We start from the raw sequence: 25,268 nt of genomic DNA, 5'->3' as shown, positions 1-25,268 counted from the left end.
CTTAGCCCAATAGATGCTTCAGCAAAGACTTCTTTTTATCGGCGGGCTGGAGTTGCACTTTGCCTTTTTGCGTTTTAGCGGCGGCTTGCTTGCGGGCGCGGCCAGATTGGCGCTGAATGCCGGCGATCGATTGTGTCGATACGATTAAAATCTCCCGACAGGTGATCGTGAATTCAGCGATGCCATCTTGCATCTGATTCAGGCTGATGGACTGGAGGAGCATATTGGAATACAGCTTAGCGCCCGTTAGAATCTCGATCGGCTCAATGGACCGTTGTAATTCCAGTAGGGCATCATAGACCTGCTGCACGCGTTCTTGCGTTGTGCTGGAATCGATTCCGCTCCAGGCTGGCAACCAGGGAACGAGAGGGCGGGTTTGCTCTAGGGTATTTGCGATTGACTGCTGAAGGGTGTGTGCAGAACCGAGTTCGCGCTGCATCCGCGAGGCGGCTTGCATCGTGACCGACTTGACTTCAGTTGGCAAAGGGAGCTGATTAAAGAAGTCGGGACTTTTGCGCAAAAATGCGCGATTCATTCCTGTGGGGTAGGTGATCGGTGGCTGGTAATCGGTGACAATGCCTGTGATCGTAATTTGTTTTGGCTCCAGCGCCGCATGATCGGCAATCAGCGCACCGGATTCAATCGGGTTTTCAGAAATGCGTAACACCGACTGATGTTGCTCAGCGAGCGTTGCATCGAGCGTGACGGTGCCGATGCGGCGGTGCAGCACCGAGATCGTCATAGCTTGGCCGCACTGTGGCTATTATGCGTAGCAATGCGTTGTTGACGCAGTGCATCTACGGTGGCGCGGCCTGCTGCGACGGGATCGGAAGAGGCGATATGAATTTTAATGTCTTGATTGACTGTCTGTTGCTGAGTGCGCTGCGCATGATGTGTCGTATGGTGGGTCACAGTGTTACTTTGATGCGCAGCTGGATGAGCGGAAGCTGAAGCCAGGTTGACGGCTTGAGAAATATCAATGGCTTGTGTCAGATTCAGTTTTTCGCCCATCCAACGGAAGCTGGATTGAAGTTTGGCCCACCCTTTCGAGATCCATCCAAACACGTTGTCCCAGGCGCACTGTATGCGGTTAAAGGCCGTTTCAAAAGCCTGAGCAATCCCATCCGTGATATTCGTCCATAGCGTGCGAGCGGATTCCAAGAGCGAGAGAAATAGCGTTTTAAGGCGGGTAACAAGTGCAGAACCCTTGGCCAGGATGCTTTCCCAGGTTTGACGAGTGAGCTTAACCAACTGAGCCAAGGTTGAATCAAAAAGTGTTTTGATTTTGCCAGCCACCTGCGCCAGAGTCTTTTGAAAACGGGCTAAATAAGCTTGGCACTGAACAAATCCATTCTTGGCATATTGGATTCCCTTGCCAAGAAAACTCCAAAATTTGGCCAAAGTGGCTTCCCCGCCCTGGATATGGGTCATCAAGTCATCGATCAAGACAATTAGCCCTGCGATAGCCGCAGCGAGCCAAGCAACAGGATTGACGATAAAGGCTGCAATCGTCGCACGTTTAACCCAAGCTAAGACACCCACTAAAGCCCATAGAGCCGCTTTCCAGCCGATCGTATGACGGATCACGCGATCGATGGCGATGCCGGAGTGATAAAGGGCCTGTACGGTAGCAAAAACGATGTCGATGAACCGGCGCAACCCATCCCGAATGAGTTCTTTATTGCGTAACAAAAAAGCTTTGAAGCGATCCGCGAGTAGAATTAACTGAGGCGCTAAGCCCAACGCAATTTGTGTACGCAAAGACTTGAATATCCAGCCCATGCGGGCCATTGCATCGCCCCAGGCAGAAGCCCTATCGGCTTGCTCTTGTGTCGCTATCCCTAAATCCTGTGCCTCTTGCATCAGCTCGAGCAGCTCAGCTTTGGATAAGCGCAGCGTTTGCAGCATCGACGCATCGATACCCATCTTTTGTAAAAAGGCGCTGCGCTGAGGATCAGAGAGGCGCTGCATTTTGTCTTGCAATTCATCCATCATTTGCGTGACCAATTTAATCGAGCCATTGGCGTTTTTGGCGCTTAAGCCGTAATGCTCAAAAGCGCGTGCGCCACGTCCTATGCCATTGGCTGCCTCGCCGATGACTTTAGAGAGCCCGCGTACCGAAGCGGTGGCCGCTTCAAGAGACGCGCCATTTTGCGCCGCAGCAAAGCCGAGCTGCTGTAAATATTCAGCGCTGACGCCGGTTTCGCGCGCCGCTTGATTCAGCGTATTGAGGCCCGTCAGCGCTTTGGCAAAGAAAGCGGTGAGGCCGCCTGCCAGTGCGCCCACGGCGGTTGTAGCAATCGAAGCTTTGCGGGCGACATCAGAAAGCGTTTGGCGAAAGTGCTGAGCTTGCTTAAGATCCGCGACGACGCCGAGCTTAAAGAGAAATTCGTCAACGACCATGGGTGCTTTGAGTTAGTTCGGTTTGAATGATGTCCCACTGTGCAATCGTCTGATGAAACTCGACCAAGTCAGACAATGTATAAACAGAACGCAGTTCATTCAGGGTGCAGTGCTTGCGCATAATGGGTAGCCAAATAAACCAGTCGATTAGGTCTGAACCGGAGTGGGCATGAGGGCGCTTAGACTGTTCCAAGCACCCCCTTTGAAAAAATCAGCGAATTGCACCTTACAGCCTTCCAGCAAAATGCGAATGAGGTGCGAGCGATGTTGATTAAAGTGAACTTCAAGCTGATGGGCTAGGCGAAAGGGTTTATCTTGATTGGCTTGAACAGTCGTATGTTCGTAAATTAGACGTTCGATCTCAGCGACTTGCGGGCTGCCTAAATGGGCTAAAAGCGTGCCGATTTCGATCTCGCCCTGACTATCCGGCGAAACCTTAATCCCTTCAAGTAATTTGCCCGCTTGCTTTAAAGCGGTCCAGCCAGCCATCGCATTCGCGGGCGTCATGCGATAGGTGATGCTATCTAGTTCAAATTGATGCGGGTTCATGAGTGAGCCAATCCTTTTTCTAGAGTAATCGTGAGCTGTTCAAACACCAGCGTCCAGGTCACGGCGTTATGGCCCATGCCTCGCGTATAGTCAGGGGACGTCGTGAAATAGCCATTGAGGCCGCTGACTTTGTCATCATTGAGTAGATCGACAATCGAGAGCGTCATCGGCGTGAAGGTTTTAAGGGTCGAACGCTGCTGCTTGAATAAACGATCTAAATAATGGTTATCGGGGCTATGTTGCTTGATTTTGAGGGTGAGCGTGCCGGATTGATCGGGATTCGCAATAAAAACCCCGGTGCCATTCGCGCCCATCGTGTAGCTGCCAGCATCGGCATTCAATTTCGCCTGAATCACATCGTTGCCGTCGCTCCAATCGGAGAGGCGCACGCCATTAATTAAAACAGAGACCTCGCGGGGACTAAAAGTAGTGCTCATAGGAATTAACGATCAAAATTAATGAGAATGTCAGCGGCATGAATCGCGCCGGCGAGTTTGAGCGCCACTTGAATCGGGGGCGCTTTACGGGCTTCACGGTCGCTGCTGGAGAGGCGATCAACGGTATCGACCCAGACATAAAAGCCTTCTTCAAGCCGCTCGCCGGTGTGACAATGCCCAAACGGATCGCCCCGCCACACGCCTGCGGCAAACGCGCCATTATGTACGCCCTCACGGCAGACTTTTTCGACCGCAGCTAAGAGCTGATGCGTGCCTGCATCCGTCAGAGGGATCTTGGTCGGACTGCGGTGTAATGTGGCGACGACTTCTTTTTGCACGGCATCGACGAACCAATCGAGGCTGTGCACCTCATCAAAGAAGCGCCCGCCTAATACCGTCCCTTCGGCGACCATCGCAGTTTCATCAAAGTAGGTGTAGTAATTGATCCCTAAGGCTTTGCATTGATTGGCTTCAGTGAGCGTTAACGGATGCGGGGTGACGCCAGGCAGTTGCTTGAACTTCATCGTGATCGTCGTGTTATTCCCAGCGAAGTTCACCGATAAAGCACGCGCGAGCCAGCTTAAGACCTCATGGGGATTATCTTTGTCATACAAAGCGACGACGCGTTCATTCTTCTGATCGGCCAACTGCTTAAATACATTTAAAAAACTGGGTTCTAGGTGCTGAGGGTTAGAAGTCGTCAACCCCAAAATCTTTTTATCGGCAGCGAGCACCCAATTGGCGACCTCTTTGATTTGGACATCAGTTAAGGGGTGAAGAATGTTAAGGGCATACCAGTGATTAAAGCGGGCCTCAAGCTGTGAGAGCGCTTCGGTGAGAGATTGTGCTTCAAGGGTGACGGCATCGGTGCCGGCGACTGAATAGGCATCCGCGCTATCCAATTTGAGTAGAGTGCCCAAATAAGAGGGCGAGCTACTTACCGTCAGCGGCTGGCCATCGCTGTTCATTAAACTTAATGTGCGACTTGCGCCGGCTTGATCCGCTTCGACGATAAAGCGCTGGCCCGTACTGTCCCAACGCACGGTGAGTTTATCGGCGGAGGTTTTAGCGGTGATCAGGGTTGCAATCTCTTCATGCGTATTGGCACTAGAGAGATTGATTTTGGAGTAGTTTTTAAGGGAGGAACCGACCTTAATCGAGAAATAGCCAACAGAGATCGCTTTGAGTTGTTCTAATGGGGCGGTCATCGGTCCGCCATAGAGTTTAGAGTGGGTTGCAGCTATCGTGCGTTTAATACGAACCCAGCGCGAAACCACCAGGCGTTTAGGACGTGGGGTTTGAGCAAAGAAGAGGCGAGCGGCCTGAGCGGTGGTGCTATGGCTGCCAAAAGCTTGCTCAACGCTGTTAGCATTCGCAAATTCAGCATACAGCGTATGGGCATCATTAAACACCTGACCGGCTTCAGGGGTCATTAGATTCAACACGCCAAAATCCCGTCGGCTTGGGGCGAGGGGTTGGACGTTGAGTTGAACATTGATAATTTCGCTAAGAGGCAGCGAAGTCGCCATATAAATTCTCCAAAAATTAAATGTTTGAGTGCGTCAGAACGGAGGCGTGCTCAATTCGTTTTAAATCGATCTCAACGCAATCAGAGTGCGAGAAAGTGGCGTCAAACTGAGCGCGTTCCTCAGTTCCTGCGCCCATCACTATGGTTAAATCGCGTAACGGCGAGAGGGTAACTAAACCGGCGTTGAGGCGATTGCGCATCATGGCTTGCGTCGAGCTGGCCTGTAACAGCGTCGTGAGTGTTTGCATTAGCGCGTAGGCATTATTGCCAAAGGCTTCAATCGATATGGTGGTGAGCCGTGCGGTGCTTAAGCGCTCGATTTCACGTGTGCCATCAAACGCTTGTCGGGTGGTGCCGATTTCAACCGAAGTCAGCACAGAAACAATCACACAGGGTTCAGTGCCGGAGGGTCCAGCCTGATAGCTCGGTCGTACCGCGCCATTAGGTAACGACAAAACCTCGCGCAGTAGGCTGCGCAGTCCCTTCATGTCGAACTGCTGTTGCGTCGTAGTAGCCATAGTGAGAGAAGTTAGACAACTGAGTTAAGCGCCAGCGGTGATTTTGATGCAATGCAATATCGCCTTCGATCAGGGGGTCTTGGCTCAAAATCCGAATCGCGGGCAAATAGCGCTCGCCTTCAGGAAGCTTTAAAAGATCGTCCTGACCGGCGGGATAGACAATCGCTGTGACCTCAAGCATGTAATACTGTTCTAACCACTCACCATGGTCGGGATGATGCTGACCATAGCGGCGAGAAAGGGTGAGGCGCTGCGTCAACTCGCTTTCATCAAAGAGTGCCTTAAGATTCATTGACCTCTCGCACGATAGAGGTGATCGACTGATGCAGTTGACCGATATCGATCAGCGGCTGACTGGATTTTTTACGCTGAATTGTTGCGGCTTTGAGTGGCTTATGGGTACCGTGGCGTATTTCGTGCTGGACATTGCTTGCTGCCTTGAGTCCAACCACCTGATAGGCTTGCTCGGGCGATTGCTTCTGCCTCACCGACTTGCGCATCTGTGTAGCAAGTCCATCGGTATAAACCTGCTTATTTCGAATCAATGTCGATCTTAAAAAGGGCCGTGCGGGAATGCCTTTGTTGGATGCGCCAAATTCATGCACGGCAGCAATTTGAGCGTTACTGAAGCTGGCTTTTTGATCCTTGCGTGGCGCGGTTTTAGCGATGACGCCCACACAGATTTCCTTTTGGCCCAGCGCTTTGATTTGATTGAGCAGACCATCTAATTTAGAAAAGTTCATCGTCACACCACGAGCGCACCGAAGCCCACCTGCTTGCGTAAGCTAAGATATTGTTGACCGTAGCTGGTGGCCGCAAGCCAGGCATCTTGCATTTCTAGCGGGCTAGGGGACGCATAGCTAAGCTGAACCTCGCCGGCTTTACGCGCAGTCACAGCATAAACCGGAGCCGTTTCGCCCTTGTCTACTTTCTGCTGCATGCTCCAGAAATGGGCGACCAATAGACAGGCCCCCCTTGGATAAAACGCGCCCCAGCGATCGATATTAAAGAAGGGGCGCGTATCGTCAATCAGGAGTTGAAGCTGCGCCTCCTCCACGGCATCGAGTACAGGAAAGCGCGCTTTAACGTCAGCGGGCGTAATAGCCATTTAAATCCCGTCGATATACAAAGCAGATTTCGGATAGCGGAATTCAACACCGGAGTATTTGTATTCGCCGTTAACAAGTAATTCCATTCCACGTTGCTCAGGCGCATGGAACATCAGGGGCATGGGGATATGAAAGACGAGGTTAACGGGATCTTTTTCGTAGACGACCATCCGAGCGCTTTGATTTTGACCCGCGCGATCGAGGTCAATGCCGCCTCTAAAGTCAATATCGATATTCTTCTCGGCTTTGGCGATGTTGTTTTCGCGCACGTACTGCAAAATAGTTTTATCCGATCCTTTGCTGCGTGGAGTGCTCGCGAGATGAGCATAGTGAGAGCCCGGCAGAATAATCGTATTGGGTGTGCTATTGCGCTTGGTCTGTGTCCAAACTTGCGTAATCGCTTCATTGAGTTCTTTTAAAACCTGTTCAGGCGTCGCCGTTGTCCAGCTACCGAGACCCGCTTGTACTTGAGGGACAGAGGGAGAGTTGAATAAACCCGTAAGTTCTTTTTCGCCAAATAATCCCACCTGGTTGAGATGGGCGCGATAGGCATAAAAAGCGGCTTCAGCGCGATCCTGATCAATCGCTAAGTTTAATTTAGCGGACATGCGCAACTCATCAAACGTATAGGCATAGCCAATCGCTCCTGAGACGACCGGTATGGTATTTTTCTGATAATGAACATCGACGCGAGGAATATCATCGCCTTTGCCGCTATGGCGCTGGCCTTGACCGGCAAAATCCTTCATGCGATAGGTAATCGAAGTGGCCCATTGACCGGCTGCGGTTGAAATAGGGATCAGTGCCTCATAATCGAGCGGCGCGCGCTTTTTCTGATAAATCTGAGTTTCAACGAATTCAAGCTGGCCGGTTAAGAAGGCGAGGGCGTGAGATGAATCTAGAGTAAATTCTGGCGTGCGTAAAAGGGAGGTGCGGTTGAGCGCATCGGCAATCATTTGATTAGACATGATGAAATCTCTGGAAAGTGAATGGGGGGTTAGGAAACGCTCGATGCGCTGTCGTCTGACTCTTTTTTCTTAGACGTGGATGACGTAGGTGGGATCGTATTAGGCGTGAAGAAGAGGTTAATCCGAACACGCGCAATCGCTCCGGCTGCGGCTTGGGTTTCCCATACAGCGCCAGGAACTGCTATCGCTGTGCCAGTCGACAGTGCGCCGTTGGCATCGGTGGTCACAGGATCTCCAGGACTGACCGCCGTTTGAGCGATGGCCCAAAGCCGTCCAATTTCCATGACGGGTACGGTAGCTTTGGGCGCATAGCTGACGTTGCCGGTTTGATTCGCTTGCATCGTAGCGTGGCGTACGCTCAAACCGATGATGCGGCAGCCTGTAGAAGGCAGCACCGCAGTATCTGCGTCAACGCCTGCGGCAACGGCTAAACCAAAGTCAATCTCAGTAGTACTGGCATTACGGCGGTTCACAATACTGTTGGGGCCGTTATCGGCTTCGAGTCCAGGGATACCCCGCTCGAGCTGTGCATCGCCATAGTCGGCGAGTTGAATTGACATAAAAACTCCTGATTGAATAAATAAATTAAGCGGTGTAGGTTGTTTGTAACTGCTGAATGTATTGAACGCGTGCGGCCTGCGGGTCTAACGGGCTGCTATCGGTGTTCATTTGCGTGTTCAGTGCATCCAGAACAGGATCTCGGCGAGGGGTGCTTTGAGGTATCGCGCTTAACACCTTAAAGGCGCGTTGAATCATGGCCTCGTCGGCGCTGTCGAGCGAGTATCCGGCGAGCAGCGCATCGACCACGGGTTTGTGCTTTGGATAAAGCTGCTTAACTACTTCGTGCCGGATCGCATGACAACTTTTATCGGTCGTCGTGATCGTGGGCATTAACTGCTTAGCATCGGTCACCGTTTCAGCCCAATCGGCAATCCAGGCATCGCGTACCGCAGGGGTAGCCTCCTTTTGGCGGAGTGTCTGGTTTTCGGCTTCAAGCTTTTTAATCATTTCAGTCAGCGTGTCCATTTGGATTTGTATCTCGCCGCAGTCATGGCAGGGCGTCGGGGCTGTTTGAACGGTAGATACTGCGTCGGTGCTTTGAGCCGTGGTTTGATCGGGTGTGTCAGACATAAGGAGTTCTCCATGAGGGTTAGAATCTTCAATGCGGCAGGTCGGTCCGCAACGAGGGGTGCGCGTGAGTGCGATATGGTTGACGCGAATATTTCTTTGAATGCCGTCATAGGGCTGTCCATTAGGCGTGATGCCAGGCGTCATATCCTTTTGAGATTGATAGCCTGCGGAGAGCCCCACCTTGCCGCTTTCAATCAGGGCAATGGTGCTTTTGTCTTGAACGATCAAGTCTCCGACGACATAACCCTCTTGCTGCCGGATATTGCGTACAAAGCCCAGCGCCAAATGTCGCCAGTTATCGGCGGTAACAAAAAAAGAGGGCGGATGGTCATTCGTGAGCGGCACGCCTTCATAAGACGCCAGAGATTCGGGCGCAAAGACTTCTTCAGGGGGGCGATAGATATTGAGAATGCGCATCGGATCGCCCGATTTTTCAGCGTATTCGACGGCGCGATAGGGCTGAATCCCACAACGTGCGAGCTTGGCGGGCGCAATTAAAAAACCCTCTGGCGTGTAGGTTCGCTCAGAGGGCAGGCTATCTAAAATTTCGATCATGTTAAGTCAAGAATGGGTAAGGCGACACAGCGACAAGCAATCTCATGGCCTGGATGGCCGGACTCGGGTGGGTTCTCCCATTTAAATCGTTTGCCATCGTTGTCCGCGTGACTGTCTCGCACGCGTTCATCGCCACTGGTTTGCCATTCGTATTCGGTGATGCCGAGTGCCGTTTGTCGGGCTTGGGCAATCGCCGCATGCGTTTTAGCGGTTTGGTCTCGGGCAATTAGACGTGCGCGCTTTTCAGTCGTATGCTTGAGTTTCTGAATCTCCGCAGCCAACTCCGTATAGCGCCGTCCTTCCAAGACTCCGGTTAAAACCGAGGTGCGGAGTGAGTCAAAGTAACGCTGTGGAATCGACCGGATCAAATGCACATTCGTTGCCATCGCCAACTGCAAAGGCGCATTGAGCGTTGGAATATTCAGTAATGGGGTGATATCGATGCCAAAGGCATAGCGAATACTGCCAATCAGCGCCGTGCGGTTGTCTTCATCGACCTGCTCAACTATGCGGTGCGCCCAACGGTGTGCGTGGGCAATCAACGCTAGAAAGGCCCGAGACACACGCTCTAACGCGGCTTGAATCCGTTGAACCAGCGATTCTGATAACGCATCCTGCGTATAGCCGTCCTCTGGTTCTTTCAAGATCGGCAAAATCTCTTCTTTAACGCGCTGATGCATCTGTTTCACCAGGCTCAACAACTGATTGCGGTAAGCGACTTCGGCTCGACGGTTGAGTTTTGCTGACCGTAGTACGCGAGGGCGCTTAGACTGGCGTTTTGTCGTGTGTTTGAGGTGTGCCTTGATCAGGGCGGGTAGCGTCAGGTTCATCCGGTGTGTCTAATTCTTGCGCGAGTGCCTGCGCTTCGTCTAAATCTTCATCGGTAATCGCATAGGTATCATTCGCTTTGAGGCGTTTGAGGCTATGCGCTTCGTGAATCACCCCTTGCATCAGATAAATTTGATCGGTCTCAGCGCGGATTTTTTCAGCGTTGGCGCGTTCCGCTTCACACAATTGCCAGAGCGGATTAAATTCGATCACGAGGTCTTTGAGTGGATGGCCCAGCTCAGACATCGCCATAACGTCGTAAATCTTTTCGACTTGAGGGCGTAAGATGTTTTCTTGCTTGGCTTTGAGCGCATCGTAGTAGTTGCGAATATCGCTTTCCCCCGTGGCGCTCATGCCGGTTGGAGATTGGCCCAATAGACGTGTCGCAGGAATGTCAGCAGCGCCTGAAATACGCTGTAAAAACATCGTAGCGACTTCGCTGACGCCGCTGAAATTAATGGTTTTTTGCTGATACTCATCGGCGCTATCGAGCAGCATCATCCGGTTAAAAGATTTGGCCGTATTGGTGACTTCAAAGCGCTTCTGGACTTCGCGTGTCCCTTCATCGCTATTCAGCTTGGTCGTGAGTCCATCAATTTTTAAGATATCGACGCACATTTCAAAGAACATGCTGGCGGTGCCACTGGCGACCGTATCGCCGCGTTGTAGCTCGTCGTAAAGGGCTTGAAGTACGCTATCGTGCCAAAATCCTTGGTTTTTTAAATCACTGACCGGCACCAGCGCGCCATCGGAGAAGATGAGACGGCTGGCATGAATGATTTGCTGGGTATCGGCAACGCGATAATGCTCCGGCCGCCAATATTCGGGGCGGTTTAAGTCAACCAGGCAAGGTTGCTTATCTACCGTGAGTTGGTGTTGATCCAGAACGAGAAAGCCCTGTAGCGCCCCACGGCGGATACGTTCAATCTCTAATGGTGTCTCGGGGTCCTCACCTGCTAAGCTCATGTAGAGCGCCGAGCCGCCGAAGAGCCGACCCCATTTCAAATTATTCGTGAGGAGCGTCACGAGCTTAAAGCGCTTTTCGGCCGCTTCCAGAGCGTCTTTACTCTTTTCGTCTCCCGTTTCAAGGCTTAGCCATTCACGCGTCATATCCTCAGCCGGCGCATCGATGATTTTGCGGGCAAGCCAGTTAGACCGATACATCGTGGCAAGCTCGGAACGGCTGACTGTTTTGCGAAACGCATAATGGTTATACGCCATCTTGTCGCGGCTATTCATCAGGCCTGCGACGAGATTGGTGAGGCTATCTTGGGTGATGTCCGTTGGCTGGACTGCCAAGGCGGGTATTGCTTGCACCCCTTTATTTTTATGTTTTTTTGACAAAATTTAACCTAAACAGTGAATTCGGGTAAAATAAGAATTGGGCGTTTGGTACTCCCTTCATTGGATTGATCTCCAGTGGCCCGCTAGGGATACTGAGCGCCCACCTTCATAGTTAAGAAAGCCGGACGCAAACTTTGACAAGCGCCAAATAGTGATTTAGCATATGCTTAAACATATGCCAAGGAGGCTATCATGGTGAATACTTATCCAGAACGCCACGTTAAACTATTCAGGAATGGAAAAAATCAAGCTGTGCGCATCCCTGTTGAATTTGAGTTAAACGGGTCTGATGCCATCATGCGTCGTGAAAATAATCGACTGATTATTGAGCTTGCGCCACCGCGCTCTTTATCTGCGCTGTTAGCAAGCTGGACTCCGCTCCAAGAAGGGCTACCGGAGATCGTAGATCTTCCCCCCGAAGACGTGGAGCTTTGATGGCGCTGTATCTGCTTGATACCAATATCCTTTCAGATATTCTGAAAAACCCACAAGGACTCGCTGCGCAAAAACTCACCGAGCATCCGCAAGAATCCCTATGCACCAGTATTATCGTTGCAGCGGAGATGCGCTACGGTGCAGCAAAGAAAAATGCAGAAGCATTAACCGAGCGAGTAAACCAATTACTTGACGTGATTAAAATACTTTCGTTCTCACCCGACGCGGACCACTGCTATGGGCAAGTTCGCGCCGAACTTGAACGAAAAGGGCAAACCATAGGTGCGAATGATTTACTGATTGCTGCTCATGCTTTATCGGTAGATGCGATACTTGTTACAGCGAACGTCAATGAATTTAGCCGAGTCTCCGGATTGGCGATGGAAAACTGGTTAGCCTAGGCCGAACTAAGTCCACCCCGACCAATCCGAGCTTTTCGCTAAACAATCGGTAATTGCATCGATCATCGGATCAATCTGGTCATCGTGTGCGTGGGTGTTATTGGCCGTGAAGGCCTCGCATTCGGCAATAAAATCTTTCACCCAAGGCACGTTTTTAGGTAGCGCAATCCGCCCTGACTCAATGTAAGCCAGCACGCCCATGATGCGGGTGAGTTTGTCGGTACCACGAGGAATGCCTTTAACAGGGATATGCCCATCTTCTTGAATATCTTGAATTAACCCTGTGCCTGAGGATTTATCCTCGACCAGCAGTTGCGCTAAGGGTGCGCTGGTCTTATGGTCATAGGGTTTATGACTATTCCAAAAGGCAATCGCACGACGCTTGAGTTCAGGCGCAGGCCATTTGCCGCGGATGAGATCGAGCAAGTACAGCCGGTTATCTTCGCCGAGGCCCCAAAGCTGAAACACGCTGTAATCGTTGTGCTCCGCGGTCTTTTGCGCAGTGTCCGCATACACCTTGCGTAAGCGAATGCGGGGCGGTGTTTCGTAATATGAAAACCATTCACTTTTGATGAGATCACCGCCGAGTGCGCGGGGTTGCTGCTGGTACTGGCTAGTAAATACATAGCGATCCGCTTGCTCCAGCGCGCATAAATCACCTAATGGCTCTTTGTACGGCCAGTAGCTAAACCGCCCATGTTCGTCTCGTAGCGAGGTATCTATCTTGTCTCGATAGTCAGAGGGTAGGGCAGCCACATACGTATCATCTAATAGGGCGGGAATCGAAACAAAGGTCCAATCGCCAGGCACTTTGCCCATTTGGATAAAGCCGGTAGGATCTTCCTGGGCCAAACGCTGCATGATGACAACAATCGGGGTAGCCGGTTGGGCTTTACGGCTTTTAACGGTGGATACGAGCTTACGATTTGCTTTGTCACGGGCGGCTTTGCTATAGGCATCTTCGACTTTAAGCGGGTCATCAATGATGAGCGCGCCTTGCCAGCCTGGCGCCATGTGGCCGGCTCTAAAACCGGTAATCTGACCGCCCAATGAGACCGCGTAGACGCCACCGGCCTTCTTACCGTCGAGCAGCACATTCCAGCGCTTTTTACTCTTTGCATCCTGAGCAATCGCGAGCGGCCACAGCGCTTGATATTCCTCACTACGGATGATCTCTCGCGCCATCTCAGAATTGAGTAAGGCTAGATCGTCAGAGTATGAAATGTGTAAAAAGCGTGCTCGAGGATTCAGCGCTAAGCCCCGTGCGATCAAGTTAATCGCCACCAGTTCGGTCTTGGAGGAGCCTGGCGGCACATTAATGACGACATTTTTAAGCTCGCCATCAATCACCTTTTGCACCGTATCGGCAATCAACGCATGGTGCCAGTTCAAATGAAACGGAATGCCCTGGCGGTGCTTGAAGAAATACCGCGTAAAAAAGAGGTGATCCCGCTCGCACTTAGCCTTAGCCACCGCCCGAAGCACCTCGGGATCAATAGTTTTCCTCGAGGTGGGCGACAGTGGCTTTGACTTGGACTTCATCGACGATAGTGATTTTTTGTTCAATCGGGCCATCATGTGCGCCGCTGATATTCTGCTGGATGCGGTCACCATACTTCTTGGGCGCTAATTGCCCAGCGAGCCATTTACGAGCATCGACGCGGAGTTTAGAGCGTTGCACGGCTTCGTGGCGCACGCGTTCATGGCCTTGCTCGTCGACTTGCATATCCTGAGTAGCGTCGTCGGCAATATCTAAAACCTCATCGGCAAGCGTGTCGGCTTGCACCTCGCGTGCGCGTGCGTATTGATCTCGAAATGACTCGGACTGCGTGAGCCATCGATACACAGTCGCTTGATAGGGCATATTCTTTTGCGCGCATATGGAGCGCAAACTTTGACCGACCATCAAGCGTTCACAAATCTTTTTTGCTAGAGCAATCGTGTATTTGCTGGGTCGAGCCATCGTCAGAGGTAAAAGCAAACAAGCATAAAAAAGGCAGCGTCTAGGCTGCCTGAGGCTGAAAATGAGGGGGAAAACATCCGTAAAAAATGCTCAAAAGAGCGTCTGAATCTTTAGGACGGTTTTTCCCACCGCCATTGTCGTGGTTTTTGTCGCGGTTTGCAAAAGTTCATGTCGTGGTTTTCCATCGATAAAGCGTATAGCCTCCGTTGCCTGCCCGCGAAGGTATTTTAAATATTCTTCCCATCTCGGTGAGCGTATCCAAAACGCGTAATACCCCTCGATGGGTAGCACAGCGCTCTTTCTTACTTTTTGGATTCGGATTAGCGTGTCGCACGATTTCAATCATTTTAAAATTCCGTTCAGGATACGCACTCATCAGGTCCATAATCTCCCGCGCATATTTCATCCAAAAGCCCTTTCGATTCGATAGCATCCGCTTCTTAAAATGGTTTCATAAGTGGCAAGCGACATTTTGAGGCGTCGCGCAGCGCCAGTTCTGCCATAGTGTATTCGACCAGACTCCCACGGATTAATGTACTCAGCTTTCATCACGTGTTGCTCCTGTTTCAGCATCGCAACGTAAGCCCGCTGCACAATCTTGGCATTCGGGGCGTAGGGTGGAGGGAGAGACGTTTCGGCCTCGCCTAGATCACTTGGCGCACGATAGTAACGCTCAGCCGAAGCACATTGCGTAGGCGGCAGAGGATGCGGCCAGGGGCCAGACCAGCACCAGCGAACCCAATTTTGTATTTCATACTCGACCCACTCGGGAATGCTCCGCCATGAACCTGTGCTTTGCTTCATTAGCTTACCCTCACCTCGACTTCAACGCGGGGCGCGCCATATCGCTTGCTGGCGTGTACGTCGATGACTTGTGAATCATCTTTCCAGGTGACACCGTTCGCGCCGTCCTTAACCGCTTTGACGATGTTATCCAGGTCTGGGCGTTTGGTAGGCATGAATTCGCCGATTGCTGCCGCTCGCTGCTTTTTAAGGCTCCAACTGGCTGGAATCGGTAGGAATGCTCGTACAATCAGCGCTATGGCAGATTCGATTGGGCTTTGTCCGTCCATCGCTTTCTGAGCAGCAAGCTTCACAAGGTTTTCATATCGCACTGTTTTTTCTGGGGTGTAGTGCGCGATGTGGCCGTTACGGATACACGAGCGAGCACGGCCTTTGGCAATGGGCTTGCCTGGGATCATGAAGGTAATTGCGTTAAGCATTTTTTGTTTGAAATGAAAAAGATTAAGCGGCGATTTGTTGAGCTTCGTTTTGCAAAAGCACGGGTAAATTTTTTACGTTTAGCAGTGTGAATTCAAGCAGCGGTTGATCGGTTCCTTGGCGCATGACTTGCTGCGCCATGGCAGCACTGCCGACTAAAAGTGGCGGTGCGACTTCAAACCCAAGTTGTTGATTCGTCATTTCTGCGATGCCAATCAACACGGGTGGATAGTCAGGCACTTCGCTGCGCATCCGGTATCCACGGTAACGATTCACAAACTCATTGCGTACAAACGGCCAGTCGTCCTCATGCTTTGTGCTGAGTTGAATCCAGCCGCCCATTTCTGACAAGACGCGATGAATCAGCGGATCATCAAAAATCACGCTTTGGTACGGGCCTTTCTCACGCATGGTTCGATCTACTTTGCTCCAAGCAGTCAACGCAGAATCTTGCGTAGAGCCTTGCAGCATCTTGTGAATATCGGCAATTTTGGGCATGAACTGGCCCGTATCGGGGTTGTTCACATGCCGGTTGAGCGCTTCGCGTACAGCGGCGAGGTCATAGGCTTGCAAGCCTTGCCAGTAGAGCGCAATGACTCCAGAAGTCAAGTCACGTCCGTACATGGCTGCGACGGCTTGCAGCAATCCATCGAATGCGTTGAAGTCACAGGATTTCATAAACTTCTTACCCGAAAATGAGTGCCTTGGCTTGACGCCCCGCTTCGGCATTTCTGGCCTCCAACTCAGCCTGTTTGCTGAGCTTCGGTGACCCACGGCGATTAAGCCCAAACAGCCCCTTCCAGCTGCTCACGATGCTTTGATCGATCACAGCGGAAGGGTCATGACCGTCGTCCCGAAGCCGAGAAAGCTGAGCAATTGCCCGAACTTGAGCCTCATCGCTCATCGGCGCTTTCAAGCGCTTTCGATGCTTCACGAAAGCTTCCCAATCGGCCAAAGCCAGCCAGTTCGGCAAGGCCACAGCGGGCGCATCGCGTTCGCCAGGGGTTGAAGGGGATTTATCCCCTTTAGGTTTTGAAGAAGAAGGTGAAGATGAAGAAGAAGATGAAGGGGGGGGATATTCTTCATCAGGAAGGGGGGTTTTAGGTTTTGTTTCATAACCCCCCTTATCTTTCTTAGGCCTCCCCCCTTTGTATCCGTGTTCAGCGCCTAATTTGCCAAATTCTTTACCCCCCTTGCCACCTTCGGCGCGGATATTGCGCAGCCGTTCATCATTGATCATTCTGCGTGAATAAATCCCCCCTTCTTCAGTACGGTAAAACACCCCCGCGCTTTCAAGTTCGTTAAGCAAACCCCTAACCACTTTCTCAGTTTCGCCAATCAAACGGGCAAGCTGAGCGACGCTCATGGCTTTACCGTTAATGGCGAGATGCCCGTATGGCTTACACTCATGCATAATACACAGCATCTCAATCCATAAGCCGCGAGCAGCGACGGAACAGCTTTGTAAGGCAGAGTCTTTGCGCCAATCGGCAGGGTAGAATTGAAAAGCAGGAGGCTTCATTTTTAAGTTTTTCCTTTATCTCACGGTTCAATACTTACTCTTTAATATTTAAATTTGCGGTCCTATTCGTCCCGCACCCTCCCTGCCATTAAGTCCCGATCCGGCCTAAGCTTGCCGTATACGAATTCGCTGAGAACGAGTCGAATGAAAGGACTTAAGGAGCCGTAGCCTTTGGCTGCCGCTAGCTCTTTTAGGTCTGCTTTGAGCTTTTCGCCCAACCAAACTCGAATATCGTCTGTGAGTTTTTCACGTTTTTGATTCATGACTTCCCCAACTTGGTATGAAAGTACATATGACTGAAAATGAAATTAAGCTTGGCTCATTAGTATTAGAGCCGCAAAGTAATAGGGTGCTTGCCAAGGCCACTTTTGAACGCATGAACTCTGGAATTCGAGAAAGAATCTCGGCAGAAGTCTTGCTCCCCGTTCATGGCAAAACTTTGGAAGCCATTCAAGAACAATTTTTTCGGCATACTTCCAAACTGCTCGAAGAGTTTTGGTTTGCGAATGATCCACAGAAGTTTTGGCGACCGGCTTGATCTTCTTTCGCTGTTCATGAAAGAAGTTGCAGGTCCATTTGGTAGAGTTTTTTTGATGTGCATTCAAGTGATTTTCTCGTCGGATTTGCGCAGATATTTCCGGTTCACGCAAGCGCACTTTTAATAAAGTAAATTATTCACAGAGCGATAAGACCTGTCGTAGCTCCATACAGTCTTTAGGTGTAACGCTACCGCCAGTGATTTGCTCTATTTGTATGGCTCTATGTAGATTTATTTCGCGGCGGCCATGAAGCCAATTCCCAATGCAACCTTGCGAAACAGGCGGCTTAAGTCGCCGCCCAAATTCTGCCTGGGTGATTCTATTAAGTTGTAAATATTGGTTGAGATGCATATGCGTTCCTTTTTCAATTCATTTTGAACTAATTCGAAATGAATTGCAATACTTCGTTTTAATACGAAACGCTAATGGAGAAAGTTAGCTGGTTCTATCACAATTTAGAATATGGAAAAATGGTTTGATCGTGCTAAGCAGGTGATGCGAGAAAAAAAGGTGAGCCAGGAGCATTTGGCGGAGGAGATGGGAATGTCTCAACCTGGGCTTAGCGCATGGCTCCGTGGTTTCCGCGAACCCGCTTTACATGACATCAATAAAATCGCTGATTTGCTTGGAATATCTCAAGTATGGCTTACTCACGGAGAAGGTTCTAAATACAGACTTGATATGCTTCCAGTTCATGCGCAGCGCCTGATTGAACAACTGATCGAATATCAAACTAATGAGCAAGCTTCAGAGAGAATTTGGCAGGCGCTCGAGGCTGTAGTAAAAGCGACGATACCTCTAAGCAACTTGAAAGATGATGGCGCATATGGTCAGCACTCACCATCTGAACATAGATTGCAGTCAGAGTCTATCCATAGAAAATTTAACTTCAATGGGCGTAAGCGGTCATCGTTCAAAAAAGCTGGGTAGCTCATTAGCCACTAATCTTATGGAGATTTTGGCGATCTAGCTATATCAGTTATTGCTTAAGTCCCGCCTAATGCCAAGCTTTCCTTGGTATTTCTGCCATATTAGCTATGGCAGGCATCCCTTACATTGATGAAGTACTTTCGGAAACTTTTTGTTTTTTGGAGTTGCCTTGATATATGCATTTGGTTGTTACTTTGTTTCTTTCTTCAGGCCGCCTGTGAAGCTTAAGAAAAATTAAGAATTCAATTGGAGAAAGGACGGTGAGTAAGGAGACGCCTTCTGGCAGTGGACAAGAAAACGTTATCTATTTACTTGATTACATACCGCAAAAATTAAGAAAAAAGCGGTTAACCAAGGGAAAAGCACAAAGTCAACTGACTTTGAGTGCCAGTCTGCCACACACTGCACAACTTGTTGTCAAACTTTATCCTGACCAAACTGCGGATTCTCACATAGTGGGAGTGCATGAATCAAATGCTATCAATATGCTTCGTGTTATGGTGAATGCAATGTCCGACGTACTTGATCAAATACCCCTGAAGAAAAATTAGAGCCATCAGCTATCTGCCGTTCGATTGGCTACATCAAAAATATTTCGAAACGTATTGACTTTATTTAATACGTTTTGTAATATTTAATCATCGTCATAAACAAACAACGACAGATGAGCCAAATAGCCAACACCCACATTTATTCCATCTCTCCAGGAAGCCCGAATAGTTTTGTTGCCATTCCTCAGCAGGAAATTGATGCAACGGAAAAGCTGATAGCCATTACGCCTACGAGGTTGAAGGGCCGTTCTGCGCCAACCGTTAATGCACGTAACTTGCACGCGTTTTTAGGAATTGGAAAAGACTTTTCGACCTGGATTAAAAACCGCATCGCGCAATACGGTTTTATTGAAGATCAGGACTTTGTACTTTTCCCCAATTTCGGGGAAAACCTCACCGGAGGTCGTCCAGCCAAAGAATACGCGCTAACTCTCGATATGGCGAAAGAATTATCGATGGTCGAGCGCAATGAAAAAGGCAAGCAGGCCAGACAGTATTTCATTGAATGCGAGCGCCGCATTCATTCGCCTGCAATAGATTTGCACAGTTTTCTTAATGATCCCAAACATCTGCGAACGATATTGCTGGCGTATACCGAAGAGGTCGGGACGCTGCGAAGCCAAGTGGAAGAATTAAAACCTAAAGCGGATTTTTATGACGACGTTGGAAAAGCGATCAATGCTCAAACGGTGCAAGAAGTGGCTAAAGTCATTGGCACCGGGCCTAAAAGGCTTTTTTCCTGGTTGCGTGAGCGCCGTTTATTGATGAAGAACAATTTACCGTATCAAGAACAGATTGAGGCAGGGCGCTTTCGCGTGATTGAGCGGCAGTATGAAGACCCGAGAGGCGAAAACCATATCTATGCGCGCACTTTGGTTACCGGAAAAGGCTTGACATGGATTCAAAAGCAGTTTGCTCAAGGAGCGACCGCATGAATTACAAAGTTATTAATAAGAACACTCCATATCAGTGCGCTTCTTTATGCGTGAAAAATAAACTCACCTTCGTGGGATCTGGAGAAAGTACGTACATGTTAAGACCAGCAAGTGCAATCAGACAGGATAACCACAGAGCAGGGCCTCGGCGGTGGTATAACAGCGCTATAAAGAGAAGTCCCACCGCTATCATTACAGCGCCAATTGTAGAAAGTTTAATCATACTTTGGGCTAGAGCATCAGATATTCAGTGGAATATTTTGGGAAAGATTAGCTCAGAAGAAAATCAAAAAAAGGCTTTGCCAACGAGCGCGAAGATACCGGCAGCGACAAAGCCCAATATCCATTTCAGTGCAGACATTTCGGCGCTTATAGCGATAAATCGGGCTTCCGTATCTTTTCGCAAATCGCTGATCTCATGGCGCAAATTCGTTTCGAGCTTTTCTAAGTCATTTCTTATAACAGATTCATATTCTCGAAAGTCAGCTTTGGTTGCGAGGTCCGCTGTTTCATGTGAACTTCTTACGGCTACGGAAATAGCTTTCGCTTGGGCTTCGGGTATACCGGATTCCTTAAGTGTTTCGACAAACTGCAATGTATCAAATGTAACTACGGCCATAGCTAATACCTCCTGTCTCCAAATTCTAGCACAAGATTTTCTTTGTGATGTTTATACCAGAAAAGCTGCAAACGAGGGCGAATACGACCCATGGAGCTTGGCATGAGCGTGAACGAATTGATGCATAAGGTTGAAGCCCACTACGACCGATTACAGGCACGCTCAGAAGCGGCCGACGAGGATTATTGCGTGCGTGCTAACGAAGTTGAAGAAAACATGACTTTCGATGACTTACTCGAAGCGATGGTTAAGTTACCCGACTCGGTGAAGAAGCAAGCGCTACGTGATGCTGCCCAGGCGCGATCTACGGACTTGTTTGCTGACACTTATGAGCGCCTTTGGGAAACGCAGACAGGCAAAGCACTACAGAGGGCTATTGACTGCGCGTATCAGAGAAAAGATATCGCATGAAACGCCTCGAAAACGACAACGCATTGCTGCGCGCCGCAATACGGGCGGATCGGATTGAGGTTTTCATCAAAGCCAGCGCAGGGATGTTCTTACTCGCTCTGTGTCTCGGTGCAGCCATTCTATTTTTTAACCAGTAAAAGCACTTTTTAGGAAAGGCGATGACACCTGTCACGATTCGAGCCTCAAGCCTGGGTAAGTTATTTGATTGTCCGGCGAGTTGGGCCGCTACTTACCTTTATGGAAAACAAATGCCGTCCAATGGCAAGGCGCTGTTGGGCAAAGCGGTACACGCGAGCACGGCGGTTTTCGACCAATCCAGAATTGACGGAGTGGGCCTCACGATTGACGAATCCGCTGCTGCCGCGGTGGATATGATCCGCCGCCCAGATGAGGAGGTGACATGGGGCGAGGATAAAGCGAGTGACGCTGAGAGGATAGCGCTGTCACTGCACACCAAGTATTGCCAGATGATCGCCCCCCAACAGACTTACCGAGCTGTTGAAGTGAAGTTCGAAGGATTAGAAATTAGTGATTTGGGTCTGATTTTTACTGGCACGACGGACCGCATACGCGAAACTGCAGAAGGTTTATCGATTTGCGATTTGAAGACGGGCAAGGCGGCGGTGGGTTCAGATGGCAAGGTTAAGACGGCTGGGCATGCCTATCAAATAGGCGTTTATGAGCTGCTGGCTGAGCGCGCTGGTGGTATACCGATCACCGCACCGGCGCAACTTATAGGGATGAACACGGCTAAGACGTCGGATTCTCAGCGTATTGGGATGGGCGAAATTTCTGGGGCGCGAGCGTTACTCCTGGGGGATAGTGAATCGCCTGGCATCCTCGAATACGCAGCCAAAATTATTCACAAGGGCATGTTTTGGGGCAACCCAAAATCGATGATGTGCCACGAGCGTTATTGCGTGGCTTTCTCCACCTGCAAATTCCGTCAATAAGGAGTCTCACATTATGAGTGCATCAGCACAACTCGCCACCCTTGCCAAGCTTCGTGAACCGCAAGAGCCACAAGCTGTGGTCAAAATGGGTTTCAGCGATCTCCAGTCGTTTGAATTGATGCAGCGAGCGGCCAAGCTGTTATCGACTTCTACAATCGTCCCAGCAGCCTATCGAACGGTGATTGAGAAATTTGACAAATTCGGCAAATTAAAAGAAACCACGGAAAATAAGAATGGGCTGTCCAATAGCGTGGTAGCGCTGAATATGGCGATCCGGATGGGGGTTGATCCGCTGATGGTGATGCAAAATCTTTACATTGTGGAGGGCCGCCCTTCCTGGTCGTCGCAATGGATTATTGCTTCTATCAATGGCTGCGGTCGCTTTTCTCCTTTGCGGTTTGAGCTTAAGGAACTGGGTGTTAAGGAAGTCGAACGCACGGAGGCTTGCTGGGACAACGGTCAGCGCAGCACGCGTATTGTCAAAATTAAGGTCACCGACAAGGTATGTGTTGCCTGGGCAATAGAAAAGGACACCGGAGAGCGCATTGAGTCCCCTGCCGTATCGATTGAAATGGCGGTGAAAGAAGGGTGGTACACAAAAAACGGCAGTAAGTGGCAGACGATGCCGGAATTAATGCTGCGCTATCGGAGCGCGAGCTTTTTTGGGAAGCTGTACGCGCCTGAGCTGCTGATGGGTTTGCAAAGCCTGGAAGAAGTCCATGACATTATCGAGATGAATCAGGACGGCAGTATCGCCAGCGTAAGCAGTGAGTCGCTGCGCACGAAAGAAATAAAAACGCCTGATTTAACTCAGCCTGCGGCCACGCCTGAGACGGCGAATCACAAAACCGGTGAAATACATAATGGGCCTCCTGTTTTTGCTGAATCGAAACCTCCTCCGTCACTCGAGAAGAGGACGCAGGCGTTTGGCGAGCACGAGCCGCCGAGTACACGCCCTGGACGTGTGATGAGCAGTATCGAATAACTCGGCCCCATTCAAGCTATTGAACCCTGAACAGGAGATTGTATGAAGTTATCACGTTTGAGCATTAAGAATTTTCTGGGCGTGCACGAGGTTGAAATGCCGCTCACGCATCCCGTTACATTGTTTTCGGGCAAGAATGGAGCGGGTAAATCGAGCCTGCAAGAGGCGGTACGTATGGCGCTCACCGGTGAAACCGTGCGTGTGGGTCTTAAAAAAGAGTGCATCCAACTGGTGACCGAGGGCGCTAAATTGGGCTTTGTCGAGGTTGAGATCGACCATAAGATATGCGTCGCACTCTGCTTACCGGCGGGCAAAGCCACGTTGTCGGAGGACTATGTACTGCCGAGAGCGCTGCCGCATGTGCTGGATGCGCAACATTTTACGCGGCTTGGATGCAATGAGCGCGGCAAATTTTTGTTTAGTTTGATGGGTCTGAATGCGGGTCGTACGGAAGTGCAAAGACGGCTATTAGAGAAAGGCTGTGATACGCAAAAAGTAGAAGCGCTGATGCCGCTGCTACGTTCAGGCTTTGATGCAGCACACGAAGGGGCGAAGGACAAGGCTCGCGATCAAAAAGCGGCGTGGCGCACGCTCACAGGAGAAACGTACGGCGAAAAGAAGGCGGCCACGTGGCAAGCCAAAAGGCCAGAGTTTGACCGTGCGGCATCGGCTGATTTGCCCCACCGGTTATCTGCCCTCGATGCTGAACTGGCCGAGACCCACCAGCATCTGGGTGGATTGCAGGCGGATCACAAACGGTATGCCGACTCTGCGCAGCGGCTCGCTGAATGGCGTGAGAAAGGTAGCCAGCATGCGTGTATTGCCGACACGCTCGCCCGTGATCAAGCAGAACTCAAAGAGTGGGAAACAAAAGTCGCCACGCTCAAAGCATTGAGTTTTTCAAAAAATGCGCTGCCTTGCCCACACTGCGACACGCTGTTGGCGCTTGAAGATGGAGAGTTGCATGCCGTGCCGTTAACACAGGGCATAGAGGAGAACCTTAGCCGATTGCCAGAATACGAAGAGGCGGTGTGCCAGTTGAAGCAAGCGGTCACCAACGACGAGCGAGCGTTAGCCGATGCTAAGGCCGCCGTGAAAGCGATTGCTGAATTAGAGTTGGCGCTTGGCGCGAAGCCGGACGAAACCACACTCCAAGCTGCGCGCGAGCACCTCGAAAAACTCAAAATCGACCGCGGTGCTCTAGCAGAAAAATGGGCGGCTTATCAAGAGGCTGAGCGCCAGGTGACGCAAGCAGATGAGCGTACTGCCAAGGCTCTGTCTGCGCACGAATCGGTTCTGGCGTGGAATGAGATTGCCGATGCATTGGCTCCTGAGGGTATCCCAGGGGAAATGCTGGCCGAAGCTTTGACGCCGCTGAATGAGCGTTTGGAAGACTCGGCTGCGATCACAGAATGGGCGCAGGTTGTGGTGACAAAGGATATGCACGTGCAAGCGGGTGGCCGTTCATATGCGCTGTTATCGGAATCGGAGAAGTGGCGAGCGGATGCAATGTTGGCGGAAGCAATCTCTTATCTGTCCAAAATCAAACTAGTGGTGTTGGACCGGTTTGACGTATTGGATTTGAAAGGCCGTGAAGAGTTATTGACTTGGCTAGATCGTCTGGCCCAAGGCGGAGAGATCGATACCGCACTGATTTTTGGCACGCTTAAAGCGTTGCCTCAGAGTTTTTCTCAAAACATAGCGACGCACTGGCTGGAAAAAGGGGTGATTGTCGAATTCAAAGAAGCGGCTTGAGTCAAGTCCACACAAATAAGGAAAGGTATGTATTCGTTAAATATAGAAGCCGCGCGGCTAGCGGAACAGCGCAGCAGCCGTATCACAGCGCCAGGGGTGTATGAGGGGCAGTTTATGCAGGCGGTAGAGGTGAAGAGTCCGCATAAAACTCGGGGTATCGAGTTGGTGTTTGAAACGGAGAACAAGGCGAGGGCATATTTTACGTTGTGGACGTTGGATATAGATAAAAAAGAGCTGTATGGCTATCGGTATCTGAATGCGCTGATGGTGTGTTTGGGGCTTGAAAAGTTGGAATCGGAGCCAGGGGCGATCAGGAAGTGGGAGGAGAATGAGATGGTGAATAAGCGCGTCCAGGTTTTTAAAGCGTTATTGGATAAAGAAATTGGGGTGCTGTTAGACACCGAAGAATATGAAAAGCGGGATGGCGGAATTGGAATCAGGGTAGCGCCGGTGGGATTTTTCTGCACAAGCACGAAGCGAATGGCCTCAGAGATCTTGGACCAAACAAGAGAAGCGGAGCAACTGAAGGAATTATCGAAAATGCTCAAGCATCGCCCGCTTAAAAAAAGCAACATTCCATTCAGTCGTGAGTCATATGCGACGGCCCCGAGTCCGTTGAGCGATATAGACGACGATATTCAATTCTAAAGCTGTCACACAGGCTCGATGAGCACTTGG

37 protein-coding genes are annotated in these 25,268 nt (G+C 50.4%); 12 read left to right on the top strand and 25 right to left on the bottom strand.

All coding sequences use genetic code 11. From position 1 onward, the window contains the following. Position 1: 1 nt before the first annotated feature. Genes MCB1EB_RS08010 through MCB1EB_RS07945 form a run of 15 tightly spaced genes read right to left on the bottom strand, consistent with a single transcriptional unit; the run spans position 2 to position 11,370 of the window. Positions 2–742, bottom strand: a complete 741-nt coding sequence (locus MCB1EB_RS08010) for a phage baseplate protein (protein WP_045361476.1) — start codon at positions 740–742, stop codon at positions 2–4. Beyond that, positions 739–2,403: a phage tail tape measure protein gene (locus MCB1EB_RS08005; RefSeq protein ID WP_045361477.1), complete on the bottom strand. Its 1,665-nt coding sequence runs from the start codon at positions 2,401–2,403 to the stop codon at positions 739–741. Before MCB1EB_RS08005 ends, MCB1EB_RS08010 begins: the two co-directional genes overlap by 4 nt. Further along, positions 2,393–2,524, bottom strand: coding sequence for a hypothetical protein (locus MCB1EB_RS12540; protein ID WP_269471762.1), 132 nt, complete (start codon positions 2,522–2,524; stop codon positions 2,393–2,395). The genes MCB1EB_RS08005 and MCB1EB_RS12540 overlap by 11 nt, the downstream gene beginning before the upstream one ends. Before the next feature lie 26 nt (positions 2,525–2,550). After that, entirely contained in the window at positions 2,551–2,952 is a 402-nt protein-coding gene (locus tag MCB1EB_RS08000; RefSeq protein WP_045361478.1) for a phage tail assembly chaperone, read from the bottom strand. Next, on the bottom strand, positions 2,949–3,389 hold the full coding sequence (locus MCB1EB_RS07995; RefSeq protein ID WP_045361482.1) for a phage structural protein: 441 nt from the start codon (positions 3,387–3,389) through the stop codon (positions 2,949–2,951). Before MCB1EB_RS07995 ends, MCB1EB_RS08000 begins: the two co-directional genes overlap by 4 nt. Positions 3,390–3,394: 5 nt before the next feature. Further along, the gene (locus MCB1EB_RS07990) at positions 3,395–4,918 is read right to left on the bottom strand and encodes a DUF3383 domain-containing protein (protein ID WP_126353982.1); all 1,524 of its coding nucleotides are present in this window, start codon (positions 4,916–4,918) and stop codon (positions 3,395–3,397) included. A 16-nt stretch (positions 4,919–4,934) separates the two neighbouring features. After that, positions 4,935–5,435 carry a phage neck terminator protein gene (locus tag MCB1EB_RS07985; RefSeq protein WP_045366619.1) on the bottom strand — a complete coding sequence of 167 codons (501 nt, stop codon included), beginning with the start codon at positions 5,433–5,435 and terminating at the stop codon, positions 4,935–4,937. After that, positions 5,359–5,727 carry a hypothetical protein gene (locus MCB1EB_RS07980; protein WP_045366622.1) on the bottom strand — a complete coding sequence of 123 codons (369 nt, stop codon included), beginning with the start codon at positions 5,725–5,727 and terminating at the stop codon, positions 5,359–5,361. The genes MCB1EB_RS07985 and MCB1EB_RS07980 overlap by 77 nt, the downstream gene beginning before the upstream one ends. Further along, positions 5,717–6,178 (bottom strand): hypothetical protein, encoded by a 462-nt coding sequence (locus MCB1EB_RS07975; RefSeq protein WP_045366625.1) that lies wholly within the window; start codon positions 6,176–6,178, stop codon positions 5,717–5,719. The genes MCB1EB_RS07980 and MCB1EB_RS07975 overlap by 11 nt, the downstream gene beginning before the upstream one ends. Positions 6,179–6,180: 2 nt before the next feature. After that, a complete protein-coding gene (locus tag MCB1EB_RS07970; protein ID WP_045366628.1) occupies positions 6,181–6,543 on the bottom strand; it encodes a DUF4054 domain-containing protein in 363 nt (120 codons plus the stop codon). Beyond that, positions 6,544–7,512: a DUF2184 domain-containing protein gene (locus MCB1EB_RS07965; RefSeq protein ID WP_126353928.1), complete on the bottom strand. Its 969-nt coding sequence runs from the start codon at positions 7,510–7,512 to the stop codon at positions 6,544–6,546. A gap of 29 nt (positions 7,513–7,541) precedes the next feature. After that, positions 7,542–8,072, bottom strand: coding sequence for a structural cement protein Gp24 (locus tag MCB1EB_RS07960; RefSeq protein WP_126353980.1), 531 nt, complete (start codon positions 8,070–8,072; stop codon positions 7,542–7,544). Between the two features lie 25 nt (positions 8,073–8,097). After that, positions 8,098–9,198, bottom strand: a complete 1,101-nt coding sequence (locus tag MCB1EB_RS07955; protein WP_052393547.1) for a DUF2213 domain-containing protein — start codon at positions 9,196–9,198, stop codon at positions 8,098–8,100. Beyond that, positions 9,195–10,028, bottom strand: coding sequence for a phage head morphogenesis protein (locus tag MCB1EB_RS07950; protein WP_045361487.1), 834 nt, complete (start codon positions 10,026–10,028; stop codon positions 9,195–9,197). The genes MCB1EB_RS07955 and MCB1EB_RS07950 overlap by 4 nt, the downstream gene beginning before the upstream one ends. Continuing rightward, complete coding sequence (locus MCB1EB_RS07945) at positions 9,964–11,370, bottom strand: DUF1073 domain-containing protein (RefSeq protein WP_052393549.1); 1,407 nt, start codon at positions 11,368–11,370, stop codon at positions 9,964–9,966. Before MCB1EB_RS07945 ends, MCB1EB_RS07950 begins: the two co-directional genes overlap by 65 nt. Positions 11,371–11,562: 192 nt before the next feature. Here MCB1EB_RS07945 and MCB1EB_RS07940 point away from each other — a divergent pair, with 192 nt between their 5' ends. Both MCB1EB_RS07940 and MCB1EB_RS07935 read left to right on the top strand, forming a co-directional pair. Further along, positions 11,563–11,805, top strand: coding sequence for an antitoxin (locus tag MCB1EB_RS07940; RefSeq protein WP_026921980.1), 243 nt, complete (start codon positions 11,563–11,565; stop codon positions 11,803–11,805). Next, the gene (locus MCB1EB_RS07935) at positions 11,805–12,206 is read left to right on the top strand and encodes a type II toxin-antitoxin system VapC family toxin (RefSeq protein WP_045361497.1); all 402 of its coding nucleotides are present in this window, start codon (positions 11,805–11,807) and stop codon (positions 12,204–12,206) included. The genes MCB1EB_RS07940 and MCB1EB_RS07935 overlap by 1 nt, the downstream gene beginning before the upstream one ends. A gap of 6 nt (positions 12,207–12,212) precedes the next feature. Here the strand turns inward: MCB1EB_RS07935 and terL are convergent, their stop codons facing one another. The 8 genes from terL to MCB1EB_RS07895 all read right to left on the bottom strand — a co-directional run bounded on the left by terL (position 12,213) and on the right by MCB1EB_RS07895 (position 17,175). Continuing rightward, positions 12,213–13,748 (bottom strand): phage terminase large subunit, encoded by a 1,536-nt coding sequence (gene terL / locus MCB1EB_RS07930; protein WP_045361500.1) that lies wholly within the window; start codon positions 13,746–13,748, stop codon positions 12,213–12,215. Then, entirely contained in the window at positions 13,699–14,169 is a 471-nt protein-coding gene (locus MCB1EB_RS07925; protein ID WP_045361503.1) for a terminase small subunit-like protein, read from the bottom strand. Before MCB1EB_RS07925 ends, terL begins: the two co-directional genes overlap by 50 nt. A 166-nt stretch (positions 14,170–14,335) precedes the next feature. Beyond that, on the bottom strand, positions 14,336–14,575 hold the full coding sequence (locus MCB1EB_RS07920; protein WP_126353924.1) for a hypothetical protein: 240 nt from the start codon (positions 14,573–14,575) through the stop codon (positions 14,336–14,338). Further along, entirely contained in the window at positions 14,572–14,973 is a 402-nt protein-coding gene (locus MCB1EB_RS07915) for a hypothetical protein (RefSeq protein WP_126353923.1), read from the bottom strand. Before MCB1EB_RS07915 ends, MCB1EB_RS07920 begins: the two co-directional genes overlap by 4 nt. Further along, the gene (locus tag MCB1EB_RS07910; RefSeq protein ID WP_126353979.1) at positions 14,973–15,392 is read right to left on the bottom strand and encodes a RusA family crossover junction endodeoxyribonuclease; all 420 of its coding nucleotides are present in this window, start codon (positions 15,390–15,392) and stop codon (positions 14,973–14,975) included. The genes MCB1EB_RS07915 and MCB1EB_RS07910 overlap by 1 nt, the downstream gene beginning before the upstream one ends. A gap of 22 nt (positions 15,393–15,414) precedes the next feature. Continuing rightward, entirely contained in the window at positions 15,415–16,068 is a 654-nt protein-coding gene (locus MCB1EB_RS07905; protein WP_126353978.1) for a DUF6475 domain-containing protein, read from the bottom strand. A gap of 7 nt (positions 16,069–16,075) precedes the next feature. Beyond that, entirely contained in the window at positions 16,076–16,912 is an 837-nt protein-coding gene (locus MCB1EB_RS07900; protein ID WP_126353977.1) for a phage replication initiator YdaU family protein, read from the bottom strand. Positions 16,913–16,974: 62 nt separating this feature from the next. After that, the gene (locus tag MCB1EB_RS07895; protein ID WP_045361507.1) at positions 16,975–17,175 is read right to left on the bottom strand and encodes a hypothetical protein; all 201 of its coding nucleotides are present in this window, start codon (positions 17,173–17,175) and stop codon (positions 16,975–16,977) included. Positions 17,176–17,204: 29 nt separating this feature from the next. On the opposite strand from MCB1EB_RS07895, the gene MCB1EB_RS07890 reads away from it, so the two are divergent. Next, complete coding sequence (locus MCB1EB_RS07890) at positions 17,205–17,450, top strand: hypothetical protein (RefSeq protein WP_045361510.1); 246 nt, start codon at positions 17,205–17,207, stop codon at positions 17,448–17,450. 133 nt (positions 17,451–17,583) lie between these two features. Here MCB1EB_RS07890 and MCB1EB_RS07885 read toward each other — a convergent pair whose 3' ends face one another. Then, the gene (locus tag MCB1EB_RS07885) at positions 17,584–17,802 is read right to left on the bottom strand and encodes a helix-turn-helix domain-containing protein (RefSeq protein WP_045361513.1); all 219 of its coding nucleotides are present in this window, start codon (positions 17,800–17,802) and stop codon (positions 17,584–17,586) included. Between the two features lie 111 nt (positions 17,803–17,913). Between MCB1EB_RS07885 and MCB1EB_RS07880 the strand changes: the two genes are divergently transcribed. From MCB1EB_RS07880 to MCB1EB_RS07870, 3 genes are all read left to right on the top strand, one after another. After that, positions 17,914–18,381 carry a helix-turn-helix domain-containing protein gene (locus MCB1EB_RS07880; RefSeq protein ID WP_052393550.1) on the top strand — a complete coding sequence of 156 codons (468 nt, stop codon included), beginning with the start codon at positions 17,914–17,916 and terminating at the stop codon, positions 18,379–18,381. A 260-nt stretch (positions 18,382–18,641) separates the two neighbouring features. Next, on the top strand, positions 18,642–18,932 hold the full coding sequence (locus MCB1EB_RS07875; protein ID WP_045361516.1) for a hypothetical protein: 291 nt from the start codon (positions 18,642–18,644) through the stop codon (positions 18,930–18,932). A gap of 113 nt (positions 18,933–19,045) precedes the next feature. Beyond that, entirely contained in the window at positions 19,046–19,867 is an 822-nt protein-coding gene (locus tag MCB1EB_RS07870; RefSeq protein ID WP_052393551.1) for a phage antirepressor KilAC domain-containing protein, read from the top strand. Between the two features lie 286 nt (positions 19,868–20,153). On the opposite strand, the gene MCB1EB_RS07865 is transcribed toward MCB1EB_RS07870, so the two are convergent. After that, complete coding sequence (locus tag MCB1EB_RS07865) at positions 20,154–20,486, bottom strand: CCDC90 family protein (protein ID WP_045361519.1); 333 nt, start codon at positions 20,484–20,486, stop codon at positions 20,154–20,156. A 102-nt stretch (positions 20,487–20,588) separates the two neighbouring features. Here MCB1EB_RS07865 and MCB1EB_RS07860 point away from each other — a divergent pair, with 102 nt between their 5' ends. The 6 genes from MCB1EB_RS07860 to MCB1EB_RS07840 are packed head-to-tail and all read left to right on the top strand — an operon-like array spanning position 20,589 to position 25,238. Beyond that, positions 20,589–20,897, top strand: a complete 309-nt coding sequence (locus MCB1EB_RS07860) for a hypothetical protein (RefSeq protein WP_045361522.1) — start codon at positions 20,589–20,591, stop codon at positions 20,895–20,897. Next, positions 20,894–21,034 carry a hypothetical protein gene (locus MCB1EB_RS12075; protein WP_161566206.1) on the top strand — a complete coding sequence of 47 codons (141 nt, stop codon included), beginning with the start codon at positions 20,894–20,896 and terminating at the stop codon, positions 21,032–21,034. Before MCB1EB_RS07860 ends, MCB1EB_RS12075 begins: the two co-directional genes overlap by 4 nt. A gap of 21 nt (positions 21,035–21,055) precedes the next feature. Continuing rightward, positions 21,056–21,850 carry a RecB family exonuclease gene (locus MCB1EB_RS07855; protein ID WP_045361524.1) on the top strand — a complete coding sequence of 265 codons (795 nt, stop codon included), beginning with the start codon at positions 21,056–21,058 and terminating at the stop codon, positions 21,848–21,850. A 13-nt stretch (positions 21,851–21,863) separates the two neighbouring features. After that, entirely contained in the window at positions 21,864–22,835 is a 972-nt protein-coding gene (locus MCB1EB_RS07850) for a hypothetical protein (protein ID WP_232034098.1), read from the top strand. Between the two features lie 42 nt (positions 22,836–22,877). Then, positions 22,878–24,590, top strand: coding sequence for an AAA family ATPase (locus MCB1EB_RS07845; RefSeq protein WP_045361527.1), 1,713 nt, complete (start codon positions 22,878–22,880; stop codon positions 24,588–24,590). A gap of 27 nt (positions 24,591–24,617) precedes the next feature. Beyond that, entirely contained in the window at positions 24,618–25,238 is a 621-nt protein-coding gene (locus MCB1EB_RS07840; protein ID WP_045361530.1) for a hypothetical protein, read from the top strand. Positions 25,239–25,268: the final 30 nt, after the last annotated feature.

Source organism: Mycoavidus cysteinexigens (genome assembly GCF_003966915.1).
GTDB classification, from domain to species: Bacteria; Pseudomonadota; Gammaproteobacteria; order Burkholderiales; family Burkholderiaceae; genus Mycoavidus; species Mycoavidus cysteinexigens.
Note: the sequence above shows the minus strand (reverse complement) of the source record. Positions and strands in the feature narration are given on the sequence as shown.

Excerpts from the sequence above, each read along its gene's own strand:
- MCB1EB_RS08010 (WP_045361476.1), bottom strand. The coding sequence starts at position 742 with ATGACGATCTCGGTGCTGCACCGCCGCATCGGCACCGTCACGCTCGAT.
- MCB1EB_RS08005 (WP_045361477.1), bottom strand. The coding sequence starts at position 2,403 with ATGGTCGTTGACGAATTTCTCTTTAAGCTCGGCGTCGTCGCGGATCTT.
- MCB1EB_RS12540 (WP_269471762.1), bottom strand. The coding sequence starts at position 2,524 with ATGCGCAAGCACTGCACCCTGAATGAACTGCGTTCTGTTTATACATTG.
- MCB1EB_RS08000 (WP_045361478.1), bottom strand. The coding sequence starts at position 2,952 with ATGAACCCGCATCAATTTGAACTAGATAGCATCACCTATCGCATGACG.
- MCB1EB_RS07995 (WP_045361482.1), bottom strand. The coding sequence starts at position 3,389 with ATGAGCACTACTTTTAGTCCCCGCGAGGTCTCTGTTTTAATTAATGGC.
- MCB1EB_RS07990 (WP_126353982.1), bottom strand. The coding sequence starts at position 4,918 with ATGGCGACTTCGCTGCCTCTTAGCGAAATTATCAATGTTCAACTCAAC.
- MCB1EB_RS07985 (WP_045366619.1), bottom strand. The coding sequence starts at position 5,435 with ATGGCTACTACGACGCAACAGCAGTTCGACATGAAGGGACTGCGCAGC.
- MCB1EB_RS07980 (WP_045366622.1), bottom strand. The coding sequence starts at position 5,727 with ATGAATCTTAAGGCACTCTTTGATGAAAGCGAGTTGACGCAGCGCCTC.
- MCB1EB_RS07975 (WP_045366625.1), bottom strand. The coding sequence starts at position 6,178 with ATGAACTTTTCTAAATTAGATGGTCTGCTCAATCAAATCAAAGCGCTG.
- MCB1EB_RS07970 (WP_045366628.1), bottom strand. The coding sequence starts at position 6,543 with ATGGCTATTACGCCCGCTGACGTTAAAGCGCGCTTTCCTGTACTCGAT.
- MCB1EB_RS07965 (WP_126353928.1), bottom strand. The coding sequence starts at position 7,512 with ATGTCTAATCAAATGATTGCCGATGCGCTCAACCGCACCTCCCTTTTA.
- MCB1EB_RS07960 (WP_126353980.1), bottom strand. The coding sequence starts at position 8,072 with ATGTCAATTCAACTCGCCGACTATGGCGATGCACAGCTCGAGCGGGGT.
- MCB1EB_RS07955 (WP_052393547.1), bottom strand. The coding sequence starts at position 9,198 with ATGATCGAAATTTTAGATAGCCTGCCCTCTGAGCGAACCTACACGCCA.
- MCB1EB_RS07950 (WP_045361487.1), bottom strand. The coding sequence starts at position 10,028 with ATGAACCTGACGCTACCCGCCCTGATCAAGGCACACCTCAAACACACG.
- MCB1EB_RS07940 (WP_026921980.1), top strand. The coding sequence starts at position 11,563 with ATGGTGAATACTTATCCAGAACGCCACGTTAAACTATTCAGGAATGGA.
- MCB1EB_RS07935 (WP_045361497.1), top strand. The coding sequence starts at position 11,805 with ATGGCGCTGTATCTGCTTGATACCAATATCCTTTCAGATATTCTGAAA.
- terL (WP_045361500.1), bottom strand. The coding sequence starts at position 13,748 with ATGAAGTCCAAGTCAAAGCCACTGTCGCCCACCTCGAGGAAAACTATT.
- MCB1EB_RS07925 (WP_045361503.1), bottom strand. The coding sequence starts at position 14,169 with ATGGCTCGACCCAGCAAATACACGATTGCTCTAGCAAAAAAGATTTGT.
- MCB1EB_RS07920 (WP_126353924.1), bottom strand. The coding sequence starts at position 14,575 with ATGAAATATGCGCGGGAGATTATGGACCTGATGAGTGCGTATCCTGAA.
- MCB1EB_RS07915 (WP_126353923.1), bottom strand. The coding sequence starts at position 14,973 with ATGAAGCAAAGCACAGGTTCATGGCGGAGCATTCCCGAGTGGGTCGAG.
- MCB1EB_RS07910 (WP_126353979.1), bottom strand. The coding sequence starts at position 15,392 with ATGCTTAACGCAATTACCTTCATGATCCCAGGCAAGCCCATTGCCAAA.
- MCB1EB_RS07905 (WP_126353978.1), bottom strand. The coding sequence starts at position 16,068 with ATGAAATCCTGTGACTTCAACGCATTCGATGGATTGCTGCAAGCCGTC.
- MCB1EB_RS07900 (WP_126353977.1), bottom strand. The coding sequence starts at position 16,912 with ATGAAGCCTCCTGCTTTTCAATTCTACCCTGCCGATTGGCGCAAAGAC.
- MCB1EB_RS07895 (WP_045361507.1), bottom strand. The coding sequence starts at position 17,175 with ATGAATCAAAAACGTGAAAAACTCACAGACGATATTCGAGTTTGGTTG.
- MCB1EB_RS07890 (WP_045361510.1), top strand. The coding sequence starts at position 17,205 with ATGACTGAAAATGAAATTAAGCTTGGCTCATTAGTATTAGAGCCGCAA.
- MCB1EB_RS07885 (WP_045361513.1), bottom strand. The coding sequence starts at position 17,802 with ATGCATCTCAACCAATATTTACAACTTAATAGAATCACCCAGGCAGAA.
- MCB1EB_RS07880 (WP_052393550.1), top strand. The coding sequence starts at position 17,914 with ATGGAAAAATGGTTTGATCGTGCTAAGCAGGTGATGCGAGAAAAAAAG.
- MCB1EB_RS07870 (WP_052393551.1), top strand. The coding sequence starts at position 19,046 with ATGAGCCAAATAGCCAACACCCACATTTATTCCATCTCTCCAGGAAGC.
- MCB1EB_RS07865 (WP_045361519.1), bottom strand. The coding sequence starts at position 20,486 with ATGGCCGTAGTTACATTTGATACATTGCAGTTTGTCGAAACACTTAAG.
- MCB1EB_RS07860 (WP_045361522.1), top strand. The coding sequence starts at position 20,589 with ATGAGCGTGAACGAATTGATGCATAAGGTTGAAGCCCACTACGACCGA.
- MCB1EB_RS12075 (WP_161566206.1), top strand. The coding sequence starts at position 20,894 with ATGAAACGCCTCGAAAACGACAACGCATTGCTGCGCGCCGCAATACGG.
- MCB1EB_RS07855 (WP_045361524.1), top strand. The coding sequence starts at position 21,056 with ATGACACCTGTCACGATTCGAGCCTCAAGCCTGGGTAAGTTATTTGAT.
- MCB1EB_RS07850 (WP_232034098.1), top strand. The coding sequence starts at position 21,864 with ATGAGTGCATCAGCACAACTCGCCACCCTTGCCAAGCTTCGTGAACCG.
- MCB1EB_RS07845 (WP_045361527.1), top strand. The coding sequence starts at position 22,878 with ATGAAGTTATCACGTTTGAGCATTAAGAATTTTCTGGGCGTGCACGAG.
- MCB1EB_RS07840 (WP_045361530.1), top strand. The coding sequence starts at position 24,618 with ATGTATTCGTTAAATATAGAAGCCGCGCGGCTAGCGGAACAGCGCAGC.